Below are 18,794 nucleotides of genomic sequence, written 5' to 3'. Positions count from 1 at the left end.
CTGCTTTCTATACTTATCACTATATCATTCACATTATCAACTATTTCCTAAGTTTTACATATATATCCATTTACGATTTGAAATATCATTATTTAAATAATCTCTTTTACTATCTTTATAGTAAAAATAAGTTATATGTACATAAAAAATTCAACTAATAAATAATCCTCTCTGAATTATTATTCTAGAGAGGATTATTTATTAGTTGAAATATAATTTATATTTAGATATGTTTAATTAAAAAACTCTAAATTTATCGTTTTTAACTCCACAGATTGGACATTTTTCTACCATGTCGCCATATGATGTATATCCACAAATTTCACAAACATGAATATTTGTAAAATCAGCATCTTTTCCATTATCAACATGTTCCTTAGCTTCTAAGTACAATTTCTCATGTGTTTTTTCTGCTTCTATTGCATGTTTCATTGATGCTAAAGCTTGTTTTTCTCCTTGTAATTCTGCTACTGCTATGAATGCAGGATACATTTGATCAACTTCATATCTTTCTCCTTCTGCAGCTGCTAGTAAATTTTCTGATGTGCTTCCTACACCAAATCCTGCTCCTGAAGCTACTAAGAAGTCACCTTTAACATCTCTTAATGCGCTAAAATGACTTTTAGCATGAATTTCTTCTGCATATGAAATTGCATTAAATAAAGTTGAAACTGTTTCAAATCCTTCTTTTTTAGCTTTATCTCCCCAAGCTTTATATCTCATATGAGCTTGGCTCTCTCCTCCAAAAGCTGATCTTAAATTTTGTGCTGTCATATCGTTCATTTTAAGTCCCCCTAACCATTATTTTTTACATTTTCTTATTCTTTACATATTTAATTATATATTTATATATAAAAAAATCAACTATTACACTAAAAGTTATCCTCTTTTAGCCTCTTTTGATTATATACCCAATACATATATCTTAAATCAAGTATTTTTTAATAATTAAAATTTTCTTATTAGACTAAATAATTTTTCATTTAAATATATTTTCTATTTATTAGTATATCTTATCACCTTTAATGTTTAAATGCGTAATATAAATATTGTGGTATCAAATTAATTAATTTTAAGGAGGTTATTTTATGTATAGAGATAGGTCTGATTGTCCAATACCTAAAGAACCTAAATGTTTAAAGCCTGTAGCTTGTAAATATAAACTAGCTCATGCATATGTTCCTTATCAATCTCTAGACAAAATCTTTTGTCCTGAAGAAGCTCTTAAAAAAGGAACTCTATTTCCTGAATTATACATGCCTTATAAGCGAAAAAAAGGATGTAGGCGATAGTAAAGTCAAAAATATCTTAGGAGGTGTATATTATGAATCGTGAAAGAAAAGCAATGTTAAAACAACTCATGGAGTTAGACTTTGTTCTAGTAGAGACCGCTTTATATCTAAATACTCATCCCCATGATGAAGAAGCTTTGAGACTTCATAATACTTTTTCAAAAAAATCTAAAGATCTAACGTGTATATATGAATCTAAATACGGTCCTTTAACATTCAAAGGCATGAGTAGATATCCTTGGCAATATATAGATGATCCTTGGCCATGGGAAATTAATTTTTAGTAGTTATTATTAAATTTATGGTAAATTTAATCTTATTTTATAGTAAGGAGGTTTATGTATGTGGATTTATGAGAAAAAATTAGAATATCCAGTTAGAGTTGATACCTGTAATCCAAAGTTAGCTCAACTAATATTAGAACAGTTTGGTGGAGCAGATGGTGAATTATCTGCCGGTATAAGATATCTTTCTCAAAGATGGGCTATGCCTACACCCCAGGTAGTGGTAACTAGTTTCTAATATTTATATACATAAATAGTTTTAATCATTAATATTTTATCAATACCTTTAATATATTGTAATATGGATCTATATGATATTCTCTATAATATAATCGTAAGAATAATAAAAAAAGAAAGATCAGAAAAGAAAAAAGAAGAGAAACAACAAGAAAAGGACCAGTAGGTCCTTAATTTTATTTATAATATATTTATATAAATTTCTAATAATTCTTTTTATTTTTCACTTATCTTTATAAGTCTCATTATAGCATCTTTTTTGTTTAATATACCTAACATATTAAGAGTTAAAAATAAGGCCTTTAAAACTCAAAATAAAAGGTCGTTTTTCTTAAGTTTTCAAAAAATAAAAAAATGATAATTTCTTTTAATAGCAATATCCTTAAAAGTTTATATGTAATTTTTTATATTATAATTATGATTAAAAATTATTAAATATTTCAACTATTTTATCTTTCTGACTATGTTCTTCTACTCTAAACATTGCTATACCTTTTTCATTCCAAACGCAAGGTAGGTTAAATCCTGACATATTTACAGTACCTTTTTTAGCCTGCTCTACTGATTTTTTGGCTTCATCTGACAGATTATTTAGATCATACTCATATATTTCTATAAGTTCTCCATCAACTTTAAATTTGTAACCATTTTTCGCATTAACCATATCGAATGCTACTACTTCATTACTTCCTATTTCAAATCCAGCTTTCTTAAACTCATCTTTTAGTTGATCTAGTAGATTGCCTTTATCTTCTTGTACTTGATTTACCTCTTGTTTTTCTTCTTTAATATCCTTAGTAGTATTTGTGTTTTTACTACATCCAGATACTCCTATTATTAAGATTACTGAAAACATAACTATTATTAATTTTTTCATATTATACCTCCTAAAATTTACATTTTTTATATTATATCACATTCTATATAGCTATCTCCTTATCAAAAATAAAAAAAGACTAGAGAGTTAACTCTAGCCTAGCTAATAACTATATTTAGCTTTATAATTCATTATTATAATTAGTTATAATTAATTCATCAAATTTTTTAGGTTTAGAAGTATTATTATTTATAGTATATAGTACCTTATGTTCTATAAAATTAAATCCTTTAAATAATTCTCTTATATACTCATCATCATTTATGGTTAGTAAAAATTTACCCTTGCATTTTTTACAACATTCAGAAAGTAATTTATATTTATCATCAGTAAATTTCCCTACAGGATAACCAGAAGTGTTTCTATAAGGTGGATCTAAAAAGAAAAATGTAGTATTTTTATCGTATATTTTAAATATTTCTTCAAAACTTTTATTTTCTATAGTTACTTTTTGTAATCTTTTATGAGCTCCCATAAAAACTTCATCCACCTTATCCAATCTTAAACTATTAGGTCTAGTTTTACGCGTTCCAAAGCTTTGAGTGACCATCTCTCCTCCAAATCCAGCCTTTACTAAATAGTAAAATATATGTGCTTTTTCTATATCATCGTTATAATTATTTTGTTTATATTTCTTTTTATATTCTTCAAAAGTTTCTCTACTTATTAAAGTATAATCAAAGCTTTTTATAAGCTTTTCTGGCTTATACTTAATTGAATTCCATAAGTTCATTAAATTACTATCAAGATCGTTTAATATCTCAACTTTGGATGGTTTCTTTCCAAATAAAAGCCAACCTGCTCCTCCGAATACTTCCGTATAACAAATATGCTCTGGAATCAATTCTATTAATTTTTTTACCATTCTTGATTTTCCTCCTAACCAAGTAATAGGACTTTTCATTTATGTCATCTCCTTTTAACGAACGTATGTTCGTTGAAATAGTAAAAAATAAAAGGATAGACTTATATCTATCCTTCTTAAATCTAAAAATTATTAAAATAGTTTTCTTTTAAACAATAGCATATTACTATTTTTTCTTCTCTAAATTTAAAGCTGATGCTACCCCATCCGCATAAGCTCTTGCGACATCTTCTATAAAAGATGGGTTCTTTAATAAATTAGAATCACTCACATTATCTATAAATAACGTTTCTGCTAGTATGGCACTTGCTTTTGTTTCTCTTAGAACTGCCAAGTTCTTTGTTTTCATACCTCTATTTCTTATATTATATTTATTTAGAACCTCTGTAACTTTATTATGAAATGTCTCTCTTATACTTTTAGTCGCTTGACCAACCGTGAGATAAGTATAATCCTCGTAACCATAAGCATTTCCGTCAAAAGCGTTACAATGTACAGAAAAAAATAAATCTGCATTTTTATTATTTGATATTTTACTTCTATCTTGTAAACTCAAGTCTTTATCCGTATATCTCGTAACTAATGTATTTACCTTATAATAGTTATTTAAATACCAATCTGTTTTTAAAGCTATAGATAAAGCCACATCTTTTTCCTGTAACCCGTTTCCTACTGCCCCCGGGTCTTTTCCTCCATGTCCCGGATCTATAACTACTAGTTTCATAAATTATCCTCCTTATATAAGTTTACTTTTCTAATGAAAAATCTTTTTCTTTATTTCTCTAACATCTTCTTTTACATCTTCAACTATGTTGAACTTCTCTGATAGTTCCTTTATTATCTCTTGATAATTATTTTCTCTATTGCTATTTTCTCTTAGTACATAAAATAACATAAATACGAATAATACTGCCCATATACCTTGGCTTAAGGCTATTTTTATAATTTCTTGTTCCATATTACACCTCACTATTTTTTGAAATAAAAAAAGACCTTCAATGGTCCCATTCTATCTTTTAAATATTATTTTATTAGTTTTCTTCAATTTGTTCTGCCATATGTTCAGCAACAGGTACTTGATAAACTTCTGGTACATCTTCAATAGTTCTTCTTTCTGCTCTAATAAGTAAAGCATAAACAGGTATCATATATTCTTTAACTTTCATTTTATTTGGCACCTCCTTCTAAGGCTTTAACTCTAACTTTTACATTTTCTAATTCCTCATATAAATTCGCAACTATTTCATATATATCTGCTTGTAAGTCTATTTTTTTTTCTTCTTCTTCTTCCTTAATCTGTCCTATTGATTTTTCATTATAAATAGTTACGCTCATTACTCGAAAGCACCTCCATATCCATAAATTATACTTCTCTCAGTTGATGTCCCTTTTTCAACTATCATTCTTATACCTATCCCCCATTTTTCAGCTGTTTTTACTGTGTTGGTAAAATTATGATGTCTACTTATAAGAACTTGATTAGTTATATCCTCCCAAGCAGGATTATTATCAAACATATTATTACAAGCATAAACTTTAGGTATTGCTCCTTGAGCTATACTCCATTTAGGAGTTATTATAATTTTACTCACTTTAGCGTCTGTTGGTATTATTGTTTTATGTTCTATTTTATTTATGACTCTAGTAAAAGTGTAATTTCTTACAGATGTTGCCCCCTGTTCATCTGTAGCTTCTATTCTTATAGTATGTTTAGCTGTATCTAGTTTAAGCCAGTCTATTTTATTAATTTTATATGTGTATGACTCTCCATCATTTGCTATTATTTGTTGTTTTAACTTACCATCTAAAAATACTTTAGCTGTAACTTTATTTTTTTCTACGTCAGTAATATTAAAAATTATACTAAAAGATTCTAGTTTTTCTCCTAGATCTCTATCTGTACCATTTATTTTAGGAGGTGAATTCACTCTTTTAAATGTATACCTTCTATATGCAACTCCACCTTTACCATCGTTTACTTCTATTTCTATAGTGTTTGTAGAATTCAAAGGTAAACTAAATAACTGTTCTGTAGTTATATCTATAGTTAAAGTTTGATTTTTAGGAGCGTTATTTATTATTTTTAAGGTAGTATTATTTAATCTTTCTATAATTTTAACTTCATCATTGTCAATATCATTTATATTATATGAGATGGAAAATCCTAAATTTTTATCTCCTAAATTACTGTCTTTACCAGAGATAGTTGGTAAGTTATTAGCTAATCCCTTTTTTACATACCAGTAACCATCCGTATGAACCCCATTAGCTGGATATGCTCCATCTTCGGCTACTACGTTAGATTGTATTAATCTGTTTTTTTGTGGAATTTCCCTGGTACTTTCCTCGCAGGTAGCTATTGTTTTTTCAGAAAATTCATATCCATTATAATTCCTGTTATTATAGCTTAACCTTTTAAGTTGTATAACCGATCCACTTCTAGAAATATTATAATAAATAGACCCTTGTTTTGTAGGTTCGTAGTATAAATGTCCTACACCGTTCTCTTCTGCCGCTATCCATATGCTTTTTTTATCTAGCATTACAAATCCTTCTTTTTCAGTAAATCGCCAATCAGTTGATATACTAGCTGCACTATACCTAGAAAACTCTGACTCAGAATCCTTTATCTCCTTATAATTAACATATATTTTTTCTGTAATCTTAACTACATCATACTTATCATAATAATACTTAGCCACTAAATCACCAACCTTTTATTTACTTCATCATAATATCCATCTAATAGTTCATCCTCTTTTATTTCCTCAAAATTAACTACAAATATATTATGAGTGAAGTTATTCAGTGTAGCATTTTTAAGTATTGCAAGTTCTATTGCTAGCATTAATATATCATCAGCATTTTTCTTTACTGTTTCAGTTGTTCGTCCTGCTCCAGCTAGGTCGTTCAGTTCTTCCCTTGTAACAAATACTAAGCTATCATTAATTACTGCTGTTACATTTTCAGCATTTCCAACTATAGTTATTAACTCAATTATGAATTCTACAGGACTTATTTCATGACTTGGAAGAAAGTCAGCATACTCTCCAGCATTTGCTACACAATAAAGTATTTCTCCTTTGTCAGGATCTTCTGCAAATAGTCCTATCTCTCTTACATAAAAACCTTCTTCTATATCCTTATTTGATATAATGGTCGTTACTTTTGAAGTTCCATCACCTATAACCTTTAATTTGTTTATATCATAAATTTTTTTACGGTTTATTAATTCTTTTAAATCATCAAGCCGTTTCCCATCTGTTAAAAGGCCATCACCTATACCTACTTTTGTAAATTTAAGTGGTAATCCTATTTGAACTTTAGATTGTAAATCTATTCCTTCTTTAGTTAAAACTAATCTATTAAACTTGGCCATCATCTCACCTCCGACACGGAAATCTTATTTAATTGTCTATTAGCTATACCTATATTTAAATTAGTTGAAATACTTATATCATCAATAACGTCTGGTTTCAAAACAATCTTTTTTCTTTTTCTCATCATAATACCTATATTCAGATTCATTTTGTTTTCTCTTTTAACAACTATACTTTCAAGCCAAGATCTTTTATTCTTTACGGAATCTACTGCTTCTATAATTTTCTTAAATGTAAGTCCACTTTCTATGACATCAGTTGTAAATATCTTAAACATATATGAATCTCCATTGTATTGAAACCATTCTTCCACCCAAGATTCATTAAATACTACAGATACTAATTCTTCTACTGCTGCTGGAGTCCCTTTATACATATGCCATTTTAAAGAATTTTTTACAAGTGCTCTTTTTTTATCTAAAGATAATGTATTATCATAAAAATCAACATGCATCTGCCAAGCTAGTTCATCTATTATAGGCTCATCTAATTCATCTATTCGTGCATAAATAAAAACTAGCTTAGTTTCTTCAGCTAGTTTTTTAAAGTGTGGATTTAAAGCTCTACATAATGCTATTGTAAACGGATCTTTTTGCATATATGAAGTTTGAAGGGATAAAAGGTCTACATCATTTAAGTTCATTATTCTACCCCTCCATATGTTACATTTATAACTAAAGGTTTTGCCACTTGTTCTTCAGTTAAAGTTGTATATACTGGTGATGTTATTATAACCCTTGTTACTGCTGTAAGTGTCTTATCTTGTTTCATATATGTTGCTGCATCCTGTATTTTATATCTTAATACATCTGGATTTAGCTCTCTTCCTAATCGTTCTTGTTGCCAATTTATATAATCTCTTATAGCTCCATCTTGGTAATTAAGTTCTTGACCTTCTATGGCTTTTCTATATTTTGTTTCATCAGCTATATGGTCCTTATCAAGATAATATTTAACCTGAATATCATATTTTGCTTCAGTAGCTCCAACTACTTCTACAAAATCTGTTAATGGCCTTTTATTTCTTGCATTTACTGCATTATCTATCTTTTGTAAAACTTCTTCACCTGGTATCTCCCCATCTTTTTGTAAGGCTATTATTCTAACTACCCCTGGTCTAGGAGAAACAACTGAAATATCAGATATAGTACTATCAGCAGAACGTGCAAAATATTCATACGCTCCACCTGGTCCAGCTGTACTAAATGATTCAGCAGCAAGCCTTATTCGTTCACGATAACTTTCATCATCTTCAATATCTGCTCCACCAGTTGTAATGCTCATGTTATACCCTTCTTTAATATATGGTATAGGATCTACTATATTTTTTATTTGCCCAGGAGTAAATCCATTATGTTTTTTTCCTGGTTCTGTTGCTTCTACTATAGTATCAACCGTTTCAATTCCTGGTTGTACGTATATATCTTCTTTTACTTCAAAATATAACGTACCATCTGGAGTAACCCTAGTTCCTTTTTTAATTGTAATAATATTATTTTGAGGTGCTGAAAGTACAAATTTATAACTAGCAAAAGCCTTCTGTGACTGTAGTCTTTTTGTATTTGTTAATTCTCCTAGTGCATCCTGAATATCTCCTCTTGCATACCTTAAAAGATTTTGTCTAGCACTATCATTTATATCATTTCTTAGTCCTATTATAAATTGTGCCAACTGATATAAAAAGATTCTTCTTTCATCACTAGGATAAAGAGTTTCCCCTAGTTCCTCCTCAACATCAGCTATCATCTGGGTTAATATTTCTTTTGCATTAATTTCAATAAAGTTTATATCAGTCAATGTCTACCACCACCTTTATTATAGGGTCCTCATTATCAGTTAATACACTAACGCGTTGTACTGTAACCCTAGGTTCATATTCTTCTATAAGCTCATAAGTTTCAGAAATAACTAAAGGTATTTGCTCCGACATAGGTTTATCTATATAATCAGTATTTCTTCCCATTATCCTGTCATACGCAACTTCATACATAAACGTGTTTAGTAAGTTTGATACATTTTGTAATATTCTTTCTGTTCCTTTAGCTTTCCAGTTTATACTTTGATTGCTATAAAGAGTATACATTATAATCACCCAAATATTTCTTTTTCTAGTTCATCTAGTTTAGAACTGTTTTTACCACTAGATTTACTACTAGTTTTTTTAGATTTACTATCTGATTTTTTAGATTTTCCTTTTTTATTGCTAGTCTTTTTACTTTTCTTAGTCTTTGAATCTGTTTTAGCTTTTTTAGCATTTTTATTCTCTCTTTTTTTCTCTTTCTTACTATCAACTCCAGTTCCTGTTGTCTCTTCCTTCTTAGCTCCATATCGTACAAACTCTTTAAATTGTAATTCTACCTTAGCTCTAACATAATTTCCCTTACTATCTAAAACAACATCTGACACACTAACATTTACAAGTAAGTACTTGTTGTTAGAAATGGGACTATTGCCTAATATAAACATATGTGGTCTGGCCATATTTCTAATATTCATCCAGTCCTCGATTTCTTTTCCTATACTAAGCCCTGATTGTCTTACAAATGGTATTGTAAAACTAAATTCGTCTAATCCAGGTCCCTTTATATAAGTAGATGGTTTCTGTCCGTCTACTTCCTGCTCTTCTATATTTAAAGCTCCTGTTCTGCTTATTTCATCTAAAGTGTATATTCTTTTTTGACTTACAGAAAAAACTTTTGTTGCAAATGAAGCTATCAATTAATCACCTCAATTCTGCTATAATAGCACCATCTGTTATATTACCTGACCAAAACGTAACTAAAACAATATTACCAACATGCAATTCTCCAACATGTTCAGCTATTTTTATTTCATAGGTTACTTCTCTATCAAGTTCAGGAAACTCTACTCTGGCTATTCTATTTATATTATCTATAGTGGATACACGCCCTTGCCTTGTCATTAATATTCCTCCAAAATCTTTCTAACATTAAGTAGTGATTTTCCCTGTGTTAAATAGTAAGTAATACTATCTATAATGTAGTTGCCATTGAAACTACCCATGTCTTTTATCTCAACTATACTACCTGCTGATACTGATGTATCAAGCTTTATATAGAACCTACCTTGAAATTCTTTTTTATTTGCATTTCTTAATAAATTTTTGGAATATCTTTCAGCTTCACCTAAATTTGATACTCTAATGTTAGGTTTCAAAGTAGGTCCATATATGTTTAAATCATCATATCTATATTCAATTACTTCATGTTCTTTTAAGTGCCTAATTAAACATGACGAGTAAGTTTTATTATTTACTGTTTTAAAGTTATAAGGTCCTATTAAGATATTTTCAGTTATAGTTAAAGCTGGAGACATATTCTCCAGCTTTCTTTCATCATATATAACTAGTTTTTCATCTGTTACCTTTAAGCAATATCCTTCTAAAATACATCTTTCATTTAAAAACTCTAAATTTACCTTTTCAACTTGATCCACACGATCATAAAGCCAGTCTTCTACTCCATATGTTTCTAAAGTAAAACCTATATCTCTTGCTATATCATAAGCTAATTTTTTAAATCTAATATTTTCCCATGATCTAGTTTTTTTAGTCTTAGCATCTAAAGGGGTTGATAATGCATTTATTCTAAATTTACTATTTTCTATATATAATTCATCTATAAACATAACCCCTGAATCAAATCCATCTTTTCTTATTATTATTTCATCATTTTTCTGTGGATTCCATTGTCTCCAATACTTTTTAGAATCACCTAGTAGTATTTCTACACTATCTGCTTTTCCTCCAGCATTGTCTACTAAGTTTGCTATTATAATATCTACTTCATTTGTTATATCTGTATCTTTATATATCAACTGCATTATTCATCATTCCTTTTCCAAGGGGGCAATGTACTCTTAGATTCTTCTTCTATTACAGGAATTTTTAATTTTACTCCTGTATCAAATATAATAACTTTTATATATTTAGGATTTTCATTCATTATTTCAGTGGAATATCCTTCATCATCGTAAAAATCTAGCGATATAGTATCCCAGGTATCTCCGTTAATTGTTTCATAGTCATAGTAATCATCATAGTTATTCAAAGTATTTACCCCTCTCCGAAACTAAATCTATCTTTATCATTAATAAGCTTTTCAAAGTAATCTTTGAATTCTTCATAGTTTGATTTAATGTAGTCTTTAACCTCTTGAGTAGTTCCACTAGGAATTTGTGGATTATAATTAATGTTTATCTCTCTATATCTTTGGTTACTATTATCTTTTTCTCTTGATTGTTGTATCTCTTGTTTAGAGATAATTCTAGGTTGCTTTGCTGTTAATCTAGGTGCTTCTTGCTTTAAATCTAAACCATTAATGGCTTGTTGTTGTAACAAAGGTACTTTTTGCAATTTACTATCCGTTATAGATTGACTAGTTTCCTTAGGATATACTCCTAAAATTCTAGCTGTTTGTTCAAGAAGTGCTACACTTCTAGGATTATTTTTCTTTAAAGGAATTGCCATTTCTGGTCCAGCTTCACCGAATATAGATGCTTGATTAGCTATACCACCTTTAGCAAACGTAGGGACATTTGGGATATTGATTCCAAATTTTTGGCCACCTACGCCAGGAACCCAATCAGGTACTGTAAAGTTAATTCCGTTTACGGCATTTATAACAGTATTTATTCCCCCTATAATCCAGTTTATAACTCCTTTAAATACACCTAGCACGCCATTAAATATACTAGTAAAAAATCCACCTATTCCTTGAAAGAAAGGTAATACATAGTTTTGCCACACGCTAACTAATGTTTTTGATATAGCATCCCAGTTGGTCCATAGATAGTATAATGCTGCTACTATAGCTACAATAGCTATTATTATTAATCCCATTGGAGACATTAAGAAAGTTATTGCACTAGCTATTCCACTTCCAATTGTGCTTACTACACTCATAATTCCAGTCCCTACAAAGCTTAATGCACTAGATATTCCTGTACCTACTGCACTCATTAGCTTAGGAGCTCCTGTAACAACAAAACTAGTAGCTTTAGAAATACCTGTTCCTGCTAAACTAGCTATTTTTCCTATACCTGAACCTACAAAACTAACAGCTTTAGTTACTCCTGTACCTGCTGTACTCATTACTTTTGTAAGACCTGAACCAACAGGACTCATAATTTTAGGTATAGACTGACCGAACTTTAATATGTGATCTTTTCCATACATTGATAAGACTTTTACTGTGTCATACGTATCCTTGGCATTTTTTCCAAAATCAATTAATCCAGTTACTCCTTTATTTATGGTATTTACAGTTTTAAAAGCTAAAAATGCACCACCAATTAATTTTATTGCACTTACTATTTGTGGTCCATTGTCTATAACAAACTTTCCAAATTCTATTATCTTAGGTATTATTTCATCTAGCTTATCCATTCCTTTTGATACGAATTCAGCTACTTTCTTTTGTATCTTTTCAAAAGTTCCATTTTCTTGCATCTTAGAAATAGTTTCCGATAGCTTTTCAACTTTCTTTTTTGCTATATCAAAAGCACTATTATCTATTATTTCACCTGTTTCAGATATTCCAGCAATTTGAGCTAAACCATTTTTCATTATACCTGATATAGTAGATGTTAAACCTTTAAACGTTTTAGACTGTATTTCCATACTTCCTTCATATCTATCTTTCATAAGACTAAATAAGGCTAAATTAAAGGCTCTTTGGTTTGTTATTTGTCCCTTATTGTTTACTACCTCAATTCCTTTCAGCTTTTCTCCAGCCTGTTTAACTATCATTTCTTTGGTAATACCAAATTCTTTAAGTCTTTCAAGTTCTCCAGTCTGAGCATCTGCAATAGCTTCTACGGCCTGATCTATATCCTTTCCCATAGCTGCTGCCATATCACCTGTTATTCCCATAACCTTTTTGGCTTCTAATCCATATGACTGTAGCTTTACAGTCGCTTGAACTATCTCATCTGTTTCATATGGTGTTTTATTTGCAAAGTCTACTGCCCATTTAAAAATTTCTCCTGCCTTCTTTTGATCTTTCATCACAACATTTAATGTATTTTTATATTGCTCTAGGCTTGATGCCTGTTCAAGCATTGTTTTAGCTCCTATTGCTCCTCCTAGTGCAGCTCCTGTAACAGCAACTTTTTTTATAACACCACTTATATTAGACATTCTTTCACTTAACTTTTGTGTAGCCAAAGCAGCTCTATTATTAGCACTACTTATTACACTTGAAGTCTTATTAGCATACTTTGCAGATACATCAAAAGCACTTTTTAAACTTGGACTTAGTTTTCCACCAATAATAACGTTAGTTTTAAATTCTCTAGACATTAATAATTCACGCCCTTTATGGACTTTTCATACTCTTTATTCTTTCTTTCAACTTCATTTGCTAAGTCCTCATAATATTCTATTAAGTCTGCTAAAGGCATCTGTAAGCAATCTTTTCTGCTATTTGAAGTTTCCAAAGTTATCTGTGCTACTATTGTTCTTATATATTGTCTTGATGGGAATCCTCCACATCTTCTAAGAAAAAATTTCTTATAATACCTGTCGCTTTAATATAATCTTTAGCTCCTAATCTTTTCATATCTTGATAGTCTAATCCTGAAGCTTCTGCGAATATATGTGCATGTAGTATAGAATCTACTTCTTGAACTGTAGAAACGTATCCTATTTTAGCCATCTCCTTTACTGCATTTTCTATTGATTCTCCTGTCAAATTATCTAAATCATATTGTATTGAATTTGTTTTTTCTCCATTTATATTAATTGCTTTTGAAAGTTTTAATTCTTGCATTTTATATCCTCCTTAAAGTTTAAAATAAAAAACAAGCATCTCTATCTTATAGAAATGCTTGAACATCTTGCATAACATTCTTTCCGTTTATAGCAAATATGTTATTGAATTTGTCTATGTTAAGAATTTCTTTACCATTTGTTATTCTCTTATAGGTAAATACTTCATACTCGAACGATCCATCCTGTGGTGAACCTGGTTCTAGTTTACCCTCTTCTAGTTTTTTAGGAGTACATTTCATAAATGCTTTATGAGAATCAACTCCTACTTTTATATCATTTGTGTCAAATACATCTGTTATCCATCTTACTTCAATACTTTGAGCTGAAGCTAACAGTCCTAGTTTTTCTCCAGATACTCTTATGTTTATTTCTAAAGACATTGATCCTGGTTGAAAAAATGTTGGATAGTCAATTTCCCCCATTATCCCAGCACCCTTAATAGTATCTGTTAGCATTTCAATACTAGGTAACTGTACTGATGTGGTATCGTCAATTTTAACAGGTGTATTATTTTCTCTAGCATAAATAGAATAGTTAACTACTTTATTTCCTAATTTAGGCATTACTCTTCACCTCCTGCAAAAGTTTCAAATCCCTCAGTTGTATACTGAACTCTATTAGTTAAAGACTTTCCAGGTGGTGTATTTGTAACTTGTGTATCAAATACAAAGTTGCCATTTATAAGGTCATTTGTTGGGTTATTATCAGGTATGAATTCTATATTTCCATATAGAATCTTTCCTTCTGATTTTAGTGAGTTAAGTCTTAACTGTTCTGTGTTTAATATATCATCAATATCATTTCTAGCTATAGGAGTATCTACCAACTCTGCATTTCTAAGCTGAAAATCATTAGTTAAATATATATTGGTTCTTATGTTTACATCAAATACTTCTTCTGGTTTACTTGTAACTCCATATTCATAATTTCCCATATGAGGACCCCACAATACCCATTTACCACCCCAGAAGATAGCTGTTGTTATCCCTACTTCATTTAGTTTATTACCTTGTTCAGCATTAATTTTAATTTCTCTTTTTCCTAAAATTAATCCTGAAGCATCTATTTGCTTATTTGAAGGAGTCTCATAAGGTATTCCATCATTTGTATAGTCTGTTTGTTGCATTCTTACTATTGCTAGTATAGATAGCCATATCTCTCTATCTTCTATTTTTACTTTTGGAAAACAAGGCTTGTTTCTAATTGAATTATATTGTTGATCTTGCTTCCACTTTATAGCATCATCTAGAGTTTTTAAGCTTGGTTCTATATCAGTAACACAAATGGCGTCCCAATGTCCCCCTATTTTATGACAAGCCGATTCAAGACTCCTAGCTACTTTAGGTTTATGATTCCAACCTGGAGCACTAAGTATAGCTGGTACTATATTCAATTCATCATATATGGTCTGTACACATGATATTCCTGTTCTAGTCTCTGTTTCAAAGTTATATGCTCCGATAATATCATCATCAGTAACTAATGTTGCATCCACTTTTGTATAGCTAACTTCAAAAGGTGATTCTAGTTTATCCTCTATGCTTATAATTTCAATCTTACCATCTATTGTATATTTTAGTTTATAGTCAACATTTCTCTCTTTTCCTTCTATCTTTACAGTTTCTATTACTGCATATTCTTCTATATATCCCTTGCCATTTATAAGTGTAATTGAAGCCTTTTCACTTGTTTTCTTTCTATGTTTGCTAGGATCTAATACATTTATAACTACAATAGGTCCTATAGGCTTTACCTTGTTCTTAAAATGTGCATAAGCAACAGCTGATAAAGTGAAATCATCAAAATTGTCTGAAGTCATACATCCTAAAAAGTTAGTTGCCTCATCATAATTTTTTATTAGTATTGGTTTATTAACCATATCTGAACTATTATGCACTCTTTGTACAGGAGCAGTTCCTATATATACAGGAATTCCTCCCTTTGAATATAGTATCTTTTCTCTACTAGGAATTATCTCTCCATATGCACCATGTCTATAGTTCATATTTCCACCACCTTTATAAATATTTTTGTTCTAAATCTAAGTAATTTAATGATGCTGTTGAAACTTGGAATGTAATCCATCCATGCCAGTAAGGATATGTTTGTTCCTCATACATTCCCCATTTTATAGGTCTTTCTACTGCTCCAATTTTCTCGATACTGGATAAGTTAGATAGTTCAATTCTGATTCTTGATATTATATTAAGTAAGTCTTTATATCCTTTAAAGTTAGGTATTGTTTCCTCTGAACTTAATCCTGGATCATATGTTACAATACCAATTCTAATATTTAGATTAGAACTTTCTCCTAAATCTTCTCCACCATCAGACATAACTATTAAAGCTGGTACATCATATCCATAGTTATCTAAATAATTCTTAGGAGGTATCCAACCTATATACACTGCTGGATTTACCAACTTGTAGTCTTCATCAAGTAATCCATTATTGTTTGGTAATTCTAACTTGAATTTACTACAAATTTCTTTTTCTAAAAACTCTTTAATGTTTTCTAATATTTTATTTTCAGTCATTACTTACCACCTTTGGCTGTTAGTTTTCCTAATCTCCAATCTATTTCATGATTAACTCTTTCTTTTAATTTGTCGTGAGCTGCCTTTTTAATTTTCTTCATAGTTTTTTTATTTGAAATCATTTGTGGTACTGATAATGTTCTTAAAACTATAATTGAATTTCTATTTCGATTCTTTCTTCTCCAAATATTTGTTGCACCATTAATATTTTGTACAAATGCTTTTGGTTGTGTATTTATAACTTTCTGTCCTGATTGTTTTACTTTTACCTTTACATTCTTAGCTCTTTTATTATATTTTTTAGGACTATGAGGAAATTTAGAAAGGGAGATAGTTCCCCCTTTTGATTCAATACGAGCATATAATTTTGATTTACTAGCTTTATACTTTCTTATGGTTTTTTTTACATCTGTAGATTTTATGGCATATTCATTTCTTACTTCTCTATCCATTTTTGTTGCTGTATGAGTTAATGTTCTATTTAAAGCTGAAGCAGTTGCTCCTGGTATTTGTTTTGGAACATCTCTAAGTCTAAAAGCTATTTTTTTTAACTCTTTAGTATCAATATATAATTTTCCCATATATTCACCTTAGTTAATTTGAATTTAATTTTAATATAATCTCATATAATCCTTTATCTTTTCTTATATCAAAGACAACACAAGGTCTATTATCAAATAACTGTACATCTCCTGGTTTAGGCGTTTTAATTAAATCTTCTTCTTTTATAAAATAAAGGATATCTCCTACATGTATTCCATCATATTCTTTTTTAGATCTATCTTGTAGTTTGTCACTATCAACTATAATTTCTACTTGACTACGTCCAATAGTGTGTATTTCAGAAAATTCATTTAAATTAAAAAAGACATCATTGATGTCCTTACTTAACTGTTCTTTGAAATTCATAACAACTCCATTCCCTTCTATTCCTCATCTTCCTCACTATCTGCTTTCTTAGCTTTTCTTTTGGGACTCTCCTTTTCTTCTTCTAGTATTGAAATTAATCCTTCTTTTGCAAGTCTTTCAGCTTCTTCTTTTTTCATACCAGTTATTACTTCTCCCTCGCCATAAAACTCGCCACTATGCTTTATAGTACCTTTTATAATAACTATATCCACTTATACATCACTCCTATAATACATTTAGTACAGCCCATCCGTCTACATCTGCTGGAATAGGTAAAGGTCTTGAACTAACTCTTATATTTTTTATATCGTTATTTTCATCATCCCAAACTTTTGGAACTCTAGTGGCTTCATATGTCACGTGTTGGCCTTGTTCTATCTGTGTTACTGCTCCATAAGCCATTCTATTAACTCCTCTTGTTGCAACTAATACTTTACCTGAAGGAATTATAGGTTGTTCATTACCTTCATCATCTTCGAACCACTCGTCATAGGAATAGAGCTCCATTCCTAACATATTTATATATCCTATAAATGTTACTGCTCCATCTTTTATTGAAGGCTCCATAGTTCCTATCATAATATTTCTTTTATCAAAGTACTCTTGTACTTTTTCATTTGCTAAAAATGCATCTGATGCATCACTACTTAATACAACTATATTTGGAGCTACTCCAGTTTTTTGTATTATTTGTCTTCTAGCACTTTTTAAATCTTGTATAGGATCAGATGCTGGATCATTCCACTTATCGGTTCCAGTAAGTGTTATATTATTAGTAAAGTTATAGTCTACTTCTTGCTCTATCCCTTCACCTTTCATTATCAGTTTTCCATTAAACATTACTTCTCTACAAGACCATTCTTCTCTCCTTACAATAGAGTCATCTAATTCATCTATATCTTTTGCTAAAAGTTCTACTGCTCTTTCATCAGGACTTTTAGGACTATATATATTTTCTCCTAGTCCTCTTTTAGTTACATCATCTACAGTTAATAGTCTTTCTGGAGCTACTTTTGGAACTTTGTATGTTTTAGTTACAAATCCTTGTCTCTTTAAAACTTTTCCTCCAACCCTTGGTGAAACATATGGAGCCATTTCCCTTTTTCCTTTTTTGAAATCTACATCTATTTGTTCTGATACAGAAGTTTCAATATTGGGAAAGAATGTATCCTTTAAAAAAGAAAATGGTCTTTTACTTTGCTCTATTGCTTCGAGCATCGTTCTAGTATTGTATATATTCATCTTATTACCTCCTATTTAACATGTATGTTTAACTTTCTAAGTTTATCTTCATGTATATCTACCGTATCTGATCCACCAAATATTAAAGAACTTTTATCAAATATTCCTGTAAAATATCCTGTAGAAACTACATCTTTTACTTCTGTCTCTACATCATCAGCTAAAACGCAGTAAGGTTCTTGACTTCCATCTGTTTTAGTAGAATCCAGTATTACACATAAATTATTTTCTTTTATCTTGCCTAGAACTGTTCCTCTTAGTAGTAATCCTTGACCTTTTTGTATTTTTATTTCCTTTGGTAAAGCTGATATCCTTGTGTCTACTATAAGTCCATCTGGCTTAAATTCATCTAATATATCTGTTGCCATAATATTACCT

30 protein-coding genes are annotated in these 18,794 nt (G+C 29.9%); 3 read left to right on the top strand and 27 right to left on the bottom strand.

Annotated features, from left to right (window positions below; translation table 11 throughout):
• Positions 1–237: 237 nt before the first annotated feature.
• Positions 238–783 carry a rubrerythrin family protein gene (locus tag CLPU_RS07770; RefSeq protein WP_050355095.1) on the bottom strand — a complete coding sequence of 182 codons (546 nt, stop codon included), beginning with the start codon at positions 781–783 and terminating at the stop codon, positions 238–240.
• Positions 784–1,088: 305 nt separating this feature from the next.
• Between CLPU_RS07770 and CLPU_RS07765 the strand changes: the two genes are divergently transcribed.
• The 3 genes from CLPU_RS07765 to CLPU_RS07755 are packed head-to-tail and all read left to right on the top strand — an operon-like array spanning position 1,089 to position 1,814.
• On the top strand, positions 1,089–1,292 hold the full coding sequence (locus CLPU_RS07765; RefSeq protein ID WP_050355094.1) for a spore coat associated protein CotJA: 204 nt from the start codon (positions 1,089–1,091) through the stop codon (positions 1,290–1,292).
• Between the two features lie 32 nt (positions 1,293–1,324).
• The gene (locus CLPU_RS07760; RefSeq protein WP_050355093.1) at positions 1,325–1,576 is read left to right on the top strand and encodes a spore coat protein CotJB; all 252 of its coding nucleotides are present in this window, start codon (positions 1,325–1,327) and stop codon (positions 1,574–1,576) included.
• Positions 1,577–1,634: 58 nt separating this feature from the next.
• Positions 1,635–1,814 carry a manganese catalase family protein gene (locus tag CLPU_RS07755; protein ID WP_050355092.1) on the top strand — a complete coding sequence of 60 codons (180 nt, stop codon included), beginning with the start codon at positions 1,635–1,637 and terminating at the stop codon, positions 1,812–1,814.
• A gap of 420 nt (positions 1,815–2,234) precedes the next feature.
• On the opposite strand, the gene CLPU_RS07750 is transcribed toward CLPU_RS07755, so the two are convergent.
• The 26 genes from CLPU_RS07750 to CLPU_RS07640 form a co-directional block, all read right to left on the bottom strand.
• On the bottom strand, positions 2,235–2,690 hold the full coding sequence (locus CLPU_RS07750; protein WP_050355091.1) for a hypothetical protein: 456 nt from the start codon (positions 2,688–2,690) through the stop codon (positions 2,235–2,237).
• A gap of 121 nt (positions 2,691–2,811) precedes the next feature.
• Complete coding sequence (locus tag CLPU_RS07745; protein WP_050355090.1) at positions 2,812–3,594, bottom strand: DNA adenine methylase; 783 nt, start codon at positions 3,592–3,594, stop codon at positions 2,812–2,814.
• A 127-nt stretch (positions 3,595–3,721) separates the two neighbouring features.
• On the bottom strand, positions 3,722–4,279 hold the full coding sequence (locus tag CLPU_RS07740) for an N-acetylmuramoyl-L-alanine amidase family protein (protein WP_050355089.1): 558 nt from the start codon (positions 4,277–4,279) through the stop codon (positions 3,722–3,724).
• Positions 4,280–4,309: 30 nt separating this feature from the next.
• On the bottom strand, positions 4,310–4,513 hold the full coding sequence (locus CLPU_RS07735; protein WP_050355088.1) for a BhlA/UviB family holin-like peptide: 204 nt from the start codon (positions 4,511–4,513) through the stop codon (positions 4,310–4,312).
• A 73-nt stretch (positions 4,514–4,586) separates the two neighbouring features.
• The gene (locus CLPU_RS18005) at positions 4,587–4,721 is read right to left on the bottom strand and encodes a CD1375 family protein (protein ID WP_268760460.1); all 135 of its coding nucleotides are present in this window, start codon (positions 4,719–4,721) and stop codon (positions 4,587–4,589) included.
• Between the two features lies 1 nt (position 4,722).
• Positions 4,723–4,890 (bottom strand): hypothetical protein, encoded by a 168-nt coding sequence (locus CLPU_RS17225; protein ID WP_157857714.1) that lies wholly within the window; start codon positions 4,888–4,890, stop codon positions 4,723–4,725.
• The gene (locus CLPU_RS07730; protein WP_050355087.1) at positions 4,890–6,257 is read right to left on the bottom strand and encodes a hypothetical protein; all 1,368 of its coding nucleotides are present in this window, start codon (positions 6,255–6,257) and stop codon (positions 4,890–4,892) included. Before CLPU_RS07730 ends, CLPU_RS17225 begins: the two co-directional genes overlap by 1 nt.
• Complete coding sequence (locus CLPU_RS07725; RefSeq protein ID WP_050355086.1) at positions 6,257–6,934, bottom strand: phage tail-collar fiber domain-containing protein; 678 nt, start codon at positions 6,932–6,934, stop codon at positions 6,257–6,259. The genes CLPU_RS07730 and CLPU_RS07725 overlap by 1 nt, the downstream gene beginning before the upstream one ends.
• Positions 6,934–7,578, bottom strand: a complete 645-nt coding sequence (locus CLPU_RS07720; protein ID WP_050355085.1) for a phage tail protein I — start codon at positions 7,576–7,578, stop codon at positions 6,934–6,936. Before CLPU_RS07720 ends, CLPU_RS07725 begins: the two co-directional genes overlap by 1 nt.
• Complete coding sequence (locus CLPU_RS07715; RefSeq protein WP_050355084.1) at positions 7,578–8,732, bottom strand: baseplate assembly protein; 1,155 nt, start codon at positions 8,730–8,732, stop codon at positions 7,578–7,580. Before CLPU_RS07715 ends, CLPU_RS07720 begins: the two co-directional genes overlap by 1 nt.
• Positions 8,725–9,018 (bottom strand): GPW/gp25 family protein, encoded by a 294-nt coding sequence (locus CLPU_RS07710; protein WP_200898529.1) that lies wholly within the window; start codon positions 9,016–9,018, stop codon positions 8,725–8,727. The genes CLPU_RS07715 and CLPU_RS07710 overlap by 8 nt, the downstream gene beginning before the upstream one ends.
• A 5-nt stretch (positions 9,019–9,023) precedes the next feature.
• Positions 9,024–9,653 carry a phage tail protein gene (locus CLPU_RS07705; RefSeq protein ID WP_050355083.1) on the bottom strand — a complete coding sequence of 210 codons (630 nt, stop codon included), beginning with the start codon at positions 9,651–9,653 and terminating at the stop codon, positions 9,024–9,026.
• 4 nt (positions 9,654–9,657) lie between these two features.
• Positions 9,658–9,858 carry a hypothetical protein gene (locus CLPU_RS07700; protein WP_050355082.1) on the bottom strand — a complete coding sequence of 67 codons (201 nt, stop codon included), beginning with the start codon at positions 9,856–9,858 and terminating at the stop codon, positions 9,658–9,660.
• Positions 9,858–10,778 (bottom strand): phage late control D family protein, encoded by a 921-nt coding sequence (locus tag CLPU_RS07695; RefSeq protein WP_050355081.1) that lies wholly within the window; start codon positions 10,776–10,778, stop codon positions 9,858–9,860. The genes CLPU_RS07700 and CLPU_RS07695 overlap by 1 nt, the downstream gene beginning before the upstream one ends.
• Positions 10,778–11,005 (bottom strand): tail protein X, encoded by a 228-nt coding sequence (locus CLPU_RS07690; protein ID WP_050355080.1) that lies wholly within the window; start codon positions 11,003–11,005, stop codon positions 10,778–10,780. The genes CLPU_RS07695 and CLPU_RS07690 overlap by 1 nt, the downstream gene beginning before the upstream one ends.
• Before the next feature lie 5 nt (positions 11,006–11,010).
• Positions 11,011–13,257, bottom strand: coding sequence for a tape measure protein (locus CLPU_RS07685; protein WP_050355079.1), 2,247 nt, complete (start codon positions 13,255–13,257; stop codon positions 11,011–11,013).
• Positions 13,257–13,394, bottom strand: a complete 138-nt coding sequence (locus CLPU_RS17220; RefSeq protein WP_157857713.1) for a hypothetical protein — start codon at positions 13,392–13,394, stop codon at positions 13,257–13,259. Before CLPU_RS17220 ends, CLPU_RS07685 begins: the two co-directional genes overlap by 1 nt.
• A gap of 23 nt (positions 13,395–13,417) precedes the next feature.
• Positions 13,418–13,726: a hypothetical protein gene (locus CLPU_RS07680; protein ID WP_050355078.1), complete on the bottom strand. Its 309-nt coding sequence runs from the start codon at positions 13,724–13,726 to the stop codon at positions 13,418–13,420.
• A gap of 46 nt (positions 13,727–13,772) precedes the next feature.
• The gene (locus CLPU_RS07675) at positions 13,773–14,291 is read right to left on the bottom strand and encodes a phage major tail tube protein (RefSeq protein ID WP_050355077.1); all 519 of its coding nucleotides are present in this window, start codon (positions 14,289–14,291) and stop codon (positions 13,773–13,775) included.
• Positions 14,291–15,733 carry a phage tail sheath family protein gene (locus CLPU_RS07670; RefSeq protein WP_050355076.1) on the bottom strand — a complete coding sequence of 481 codons (1,443 nt, stop codon included), beginning with the start codon at positions 15,731–15,733 and terminating at the stop codon, positions 14,291–14,293. The genes CLPU_RS07675 and CLPU_RS07670 overlap by 1 nt, the downstream gene beginning before the upstream one ends.
• A 13-nt stretch (positions 15,734–15,746) precedes the next feature.
• Positions 15,747–16,265, bottom strand: a complete 519-nt coding sequence (locus CLPU_RS07665) for a hypothetical protein (RefSeq protein WP_050355075.1) — start codon at positions 16,263–16,265, stop codon at positions 15,747–15,749.
• On the bottom strand, positions 16,265–16,846 hold the full coding sequence (locus CLPU_RS07660) for a phage tail protein (protein ID WP_050355074.1): 582 nt from the start codon (positions 16,844–16,846) through the stop codon (positions 16,265–16,267). The genes CLPU_RS07665 and CLPU_RS07660 overlap by 1 nt, the downstream gene beginning before the upstream one ends.
• A 13-nt stretch (positions 16,847–16,859) precedes the next feature.
• Positions 16,860–17,174, bottom strand: coding sequence for a hypothetical protein (locus tag CLPU_RS07655; protein WP_050355073.1), 315 nt, complete (start codon positions 17,172–17,174; stop codon positions 16,860–16,862).
• Between the two features lie 17 nt (positions 17,175–17,191).
• A complete protein-coding gene (locus CLPU_RS07650) occupies positions 17,192–17,386 on the bottom strand; it encodes a DUF7210 family protein (RefSeq protein WP_050355072.1) in 195 nt (64 codons plus the stop codon).
• 13 nt (positions 17,387–17,399) lie between these two features.
• Positions 17,400–18,416 carry a major capsid protein gene (locus CLPU_RS07645; RefSeq protein WP_050355071.1) on the bottom strand — a complete coding sequence of 339 codons (1,017 nt, stop codon included), beginning with the start codon at positions 18,414–18,416 and terminating at the stop codon, positions 17,400–17,402.
• An 11-nt stretch (positions 18,417–18,427) separates the two neighbouring features.
• The gene (locus CLPU_RS07640) at positions 18,428–18,784 is read right to left on the bottom strand and encodes a head decoration protein (RefSeq protein ID WP_050355070.1); all 357 of its coding nucleotides are present in this window, start codon (positions 18,782–18,784) and stop codon (positions 18,428–18,430) included.
• Positions 18,785–18,794 lie beyond the last annotated feature (10 nt).

Source organism: Gottschalkia purinilytica (assembly GCF_001190785.1).
In the GTDB taxonomy this organism is placed as follows: Bacteria; Bacillota; Clostridia; order Tissierellales; family Gottschalkiaceae; genus Gottschalkia_A; species Gottschalkia_A purinilytica.
This window is presented reverse-complemented; position numbering and strand designations above follow the sequence as displayed.

Excerpts from the sequence above, each read along its gene's own strand:
- CLPU_RS07770 (WP_050355095.1), bottom strand. The coding sequence starts at position 783 with ATGAACGATATGACAGCACAAAATTTAAGATCAGCTTTTGGAGGAGAG.
- CLPU_RS07765 (WP_050355094.1), top strand. The coding sequence starts at position 1,089 with ATGTATAGAGATAGGTCTGATTGTCCAATACCTAAAGAACCTAAATGT.
- CLPU_RS07760 (WP_050355093.1), top strand. The coding sequence starts at position 1,325 with ATGAATCGTGAAAGAAAAGCAATGTTAAAACAACTCATGGAGTTAGAC.
- CLPU_RS07755 (WP_050355092.1), top strand. The coding sequence starts at position 1,635 with ATGTGGATTTATGAGAAAAAATTAGAATATCCAGTTAGAGTTGATACC.
- CLPU_RS07750 (WP_050355091.1), bottom strand. The coding sequence starts at position 2,690 with ATGAAAAAATTAATAATAGTTATGTTTTCAGTAATCTTAATAATAGGA.
- CLPU_RS07745 (WP_050355090.1), bottom strand. The coding sequence starts at position 3,594 with ATGAAAAGTCCTATTACTTGGTTAGGAGGAAAATCAAGAATGGTAAAA.
- CLPU_RS07740 (WP_050355089.1), bottom strand. The coding sequence starts at position 4,279 with ATGAAACTAGTAGTTATAGATCCGGGACATGGAGGAAAAGACCCGGGG.
- CLPU_RS07735 (WP_050355088.1), bottom strand. The coding sequence starts at position 4,513 with ATGGAACAAGAAATTATAAAAATAGCCTTAAGCCAAGGTATATGGGCA.
- CLPU_RS18005 (WP_268760460.1), bottom strand. The coding sequence starts at position 4,721 with ATGAAAGTTAAAGAATATATGATACCTGTTTATGCTTTACTTATTAGA.
- CLPU_RS17225 (WP_157857714.1), bottom strand. The coding sequence starts at position 4,890 with ATGAGCGTAACTATTTATAATGAAAAATCAATAGGACAGATTAAGGAA.
- CLPU_RS07725 (WP_050355086.1), bottom strand. The coding sequence starts at position 6,934 with ATGGCCAAGTTTAATAGATTAGTTTTAACTAAAGAAGGAATAGATTTA.
- CLPU_RS07720 (WP_050355085.1), bottom strand. The coding sequence starts at position 7,578 with ATGAACTTAAATGATGTAGACCTTTTATCCCTTCAAACTTCATATATG.
- CLPU_RS07710 (WP_200898529.1), bottom strand. The coding sequence starts at position 9,018 with ATGTATACTCTTTATAGCAATCAAAGTATAAACTGGAAAGCTAAAGGA.
- CLPU_RS07700 (WP_050355082.1), bottom strand. The coding sequence starts at position 9,858 with ATGACAAGGCAAGGGCGTGTATCCACTATAGATAATATAAATAGAATA.
- CLPU_RS07695 (WP_050355081.1), bottom strand. The coding sequence starts at position 10,778 with ATGCAGTTGATATATAAAGATACAGATATAACAAATGAAGTAGATATT.
- CLPU_RS07685 (WP_050355079.1), bottom strand. The coding sequence starts at position 13,257 with ATGTCTAGAGAATTTAAAACTAACGTTATTATTGGTGGAAAACTAAGT.
- CLPU_RS07680 (WP_050355078.1), bottom strand. The coding sequence starts at position 13,726 with ATGCAAGAATTAAAACTTTCAAAAGCAATTAATATAAATGGAGAAAAA.
- CLPU_RS07675 (WP_050355077.1), bottom strand. The coding sequence starts at position 14,291 with ATGCCTAAATTAGGAAATAAAGTAGTTAACTATTCTATTTATGCTAGA.
- CLPU_RS07670 (WP_050355076.1), bottom strand. The coding sequence starts at position 15,733 with ATGAACTATAGACATGGTGCATATGGAGAGATAATTCCTAGTAGAGAA.
- CLPU_RS07665 (WP_050355075.1), bottom strand. The coding sequence starts at position 16,265 with ATGACTGAAAATAAAATATTAGAAAACATTAAAGAGTTTTTAGAAAAA.
- CLPU_RS07660 (WP_050355074.1), bottom strand. The coding sequence starts at position 16,846 with ATGGGAAAATTATATATTGATACTAAAGAGTTAAAAAAAATAGCTTTT.
- CLPU_RS07655 (WP_050355073.1), bottom strand. The coding sequence starts at position 17,174 with ATGAATTTCAAAGAACAGTTAAGTAAGGACATCAATGATGTCTTTTTT.
- CLPU_RS07645 (WP_050355071.1), bottom strand. The coding sequence starts at position 18,416 with ATGAATATATACAATACTAGAACGATGCTCGAAGCAATAGAGCAAAGT.
- CLPU_RS07640 (WP_050355070.1), bottom strand. The coding sequence starts at position 18,784 with ATGGCAACAGATATATTAGATGAATTTAAGCCAGATGGACTTATAGTA.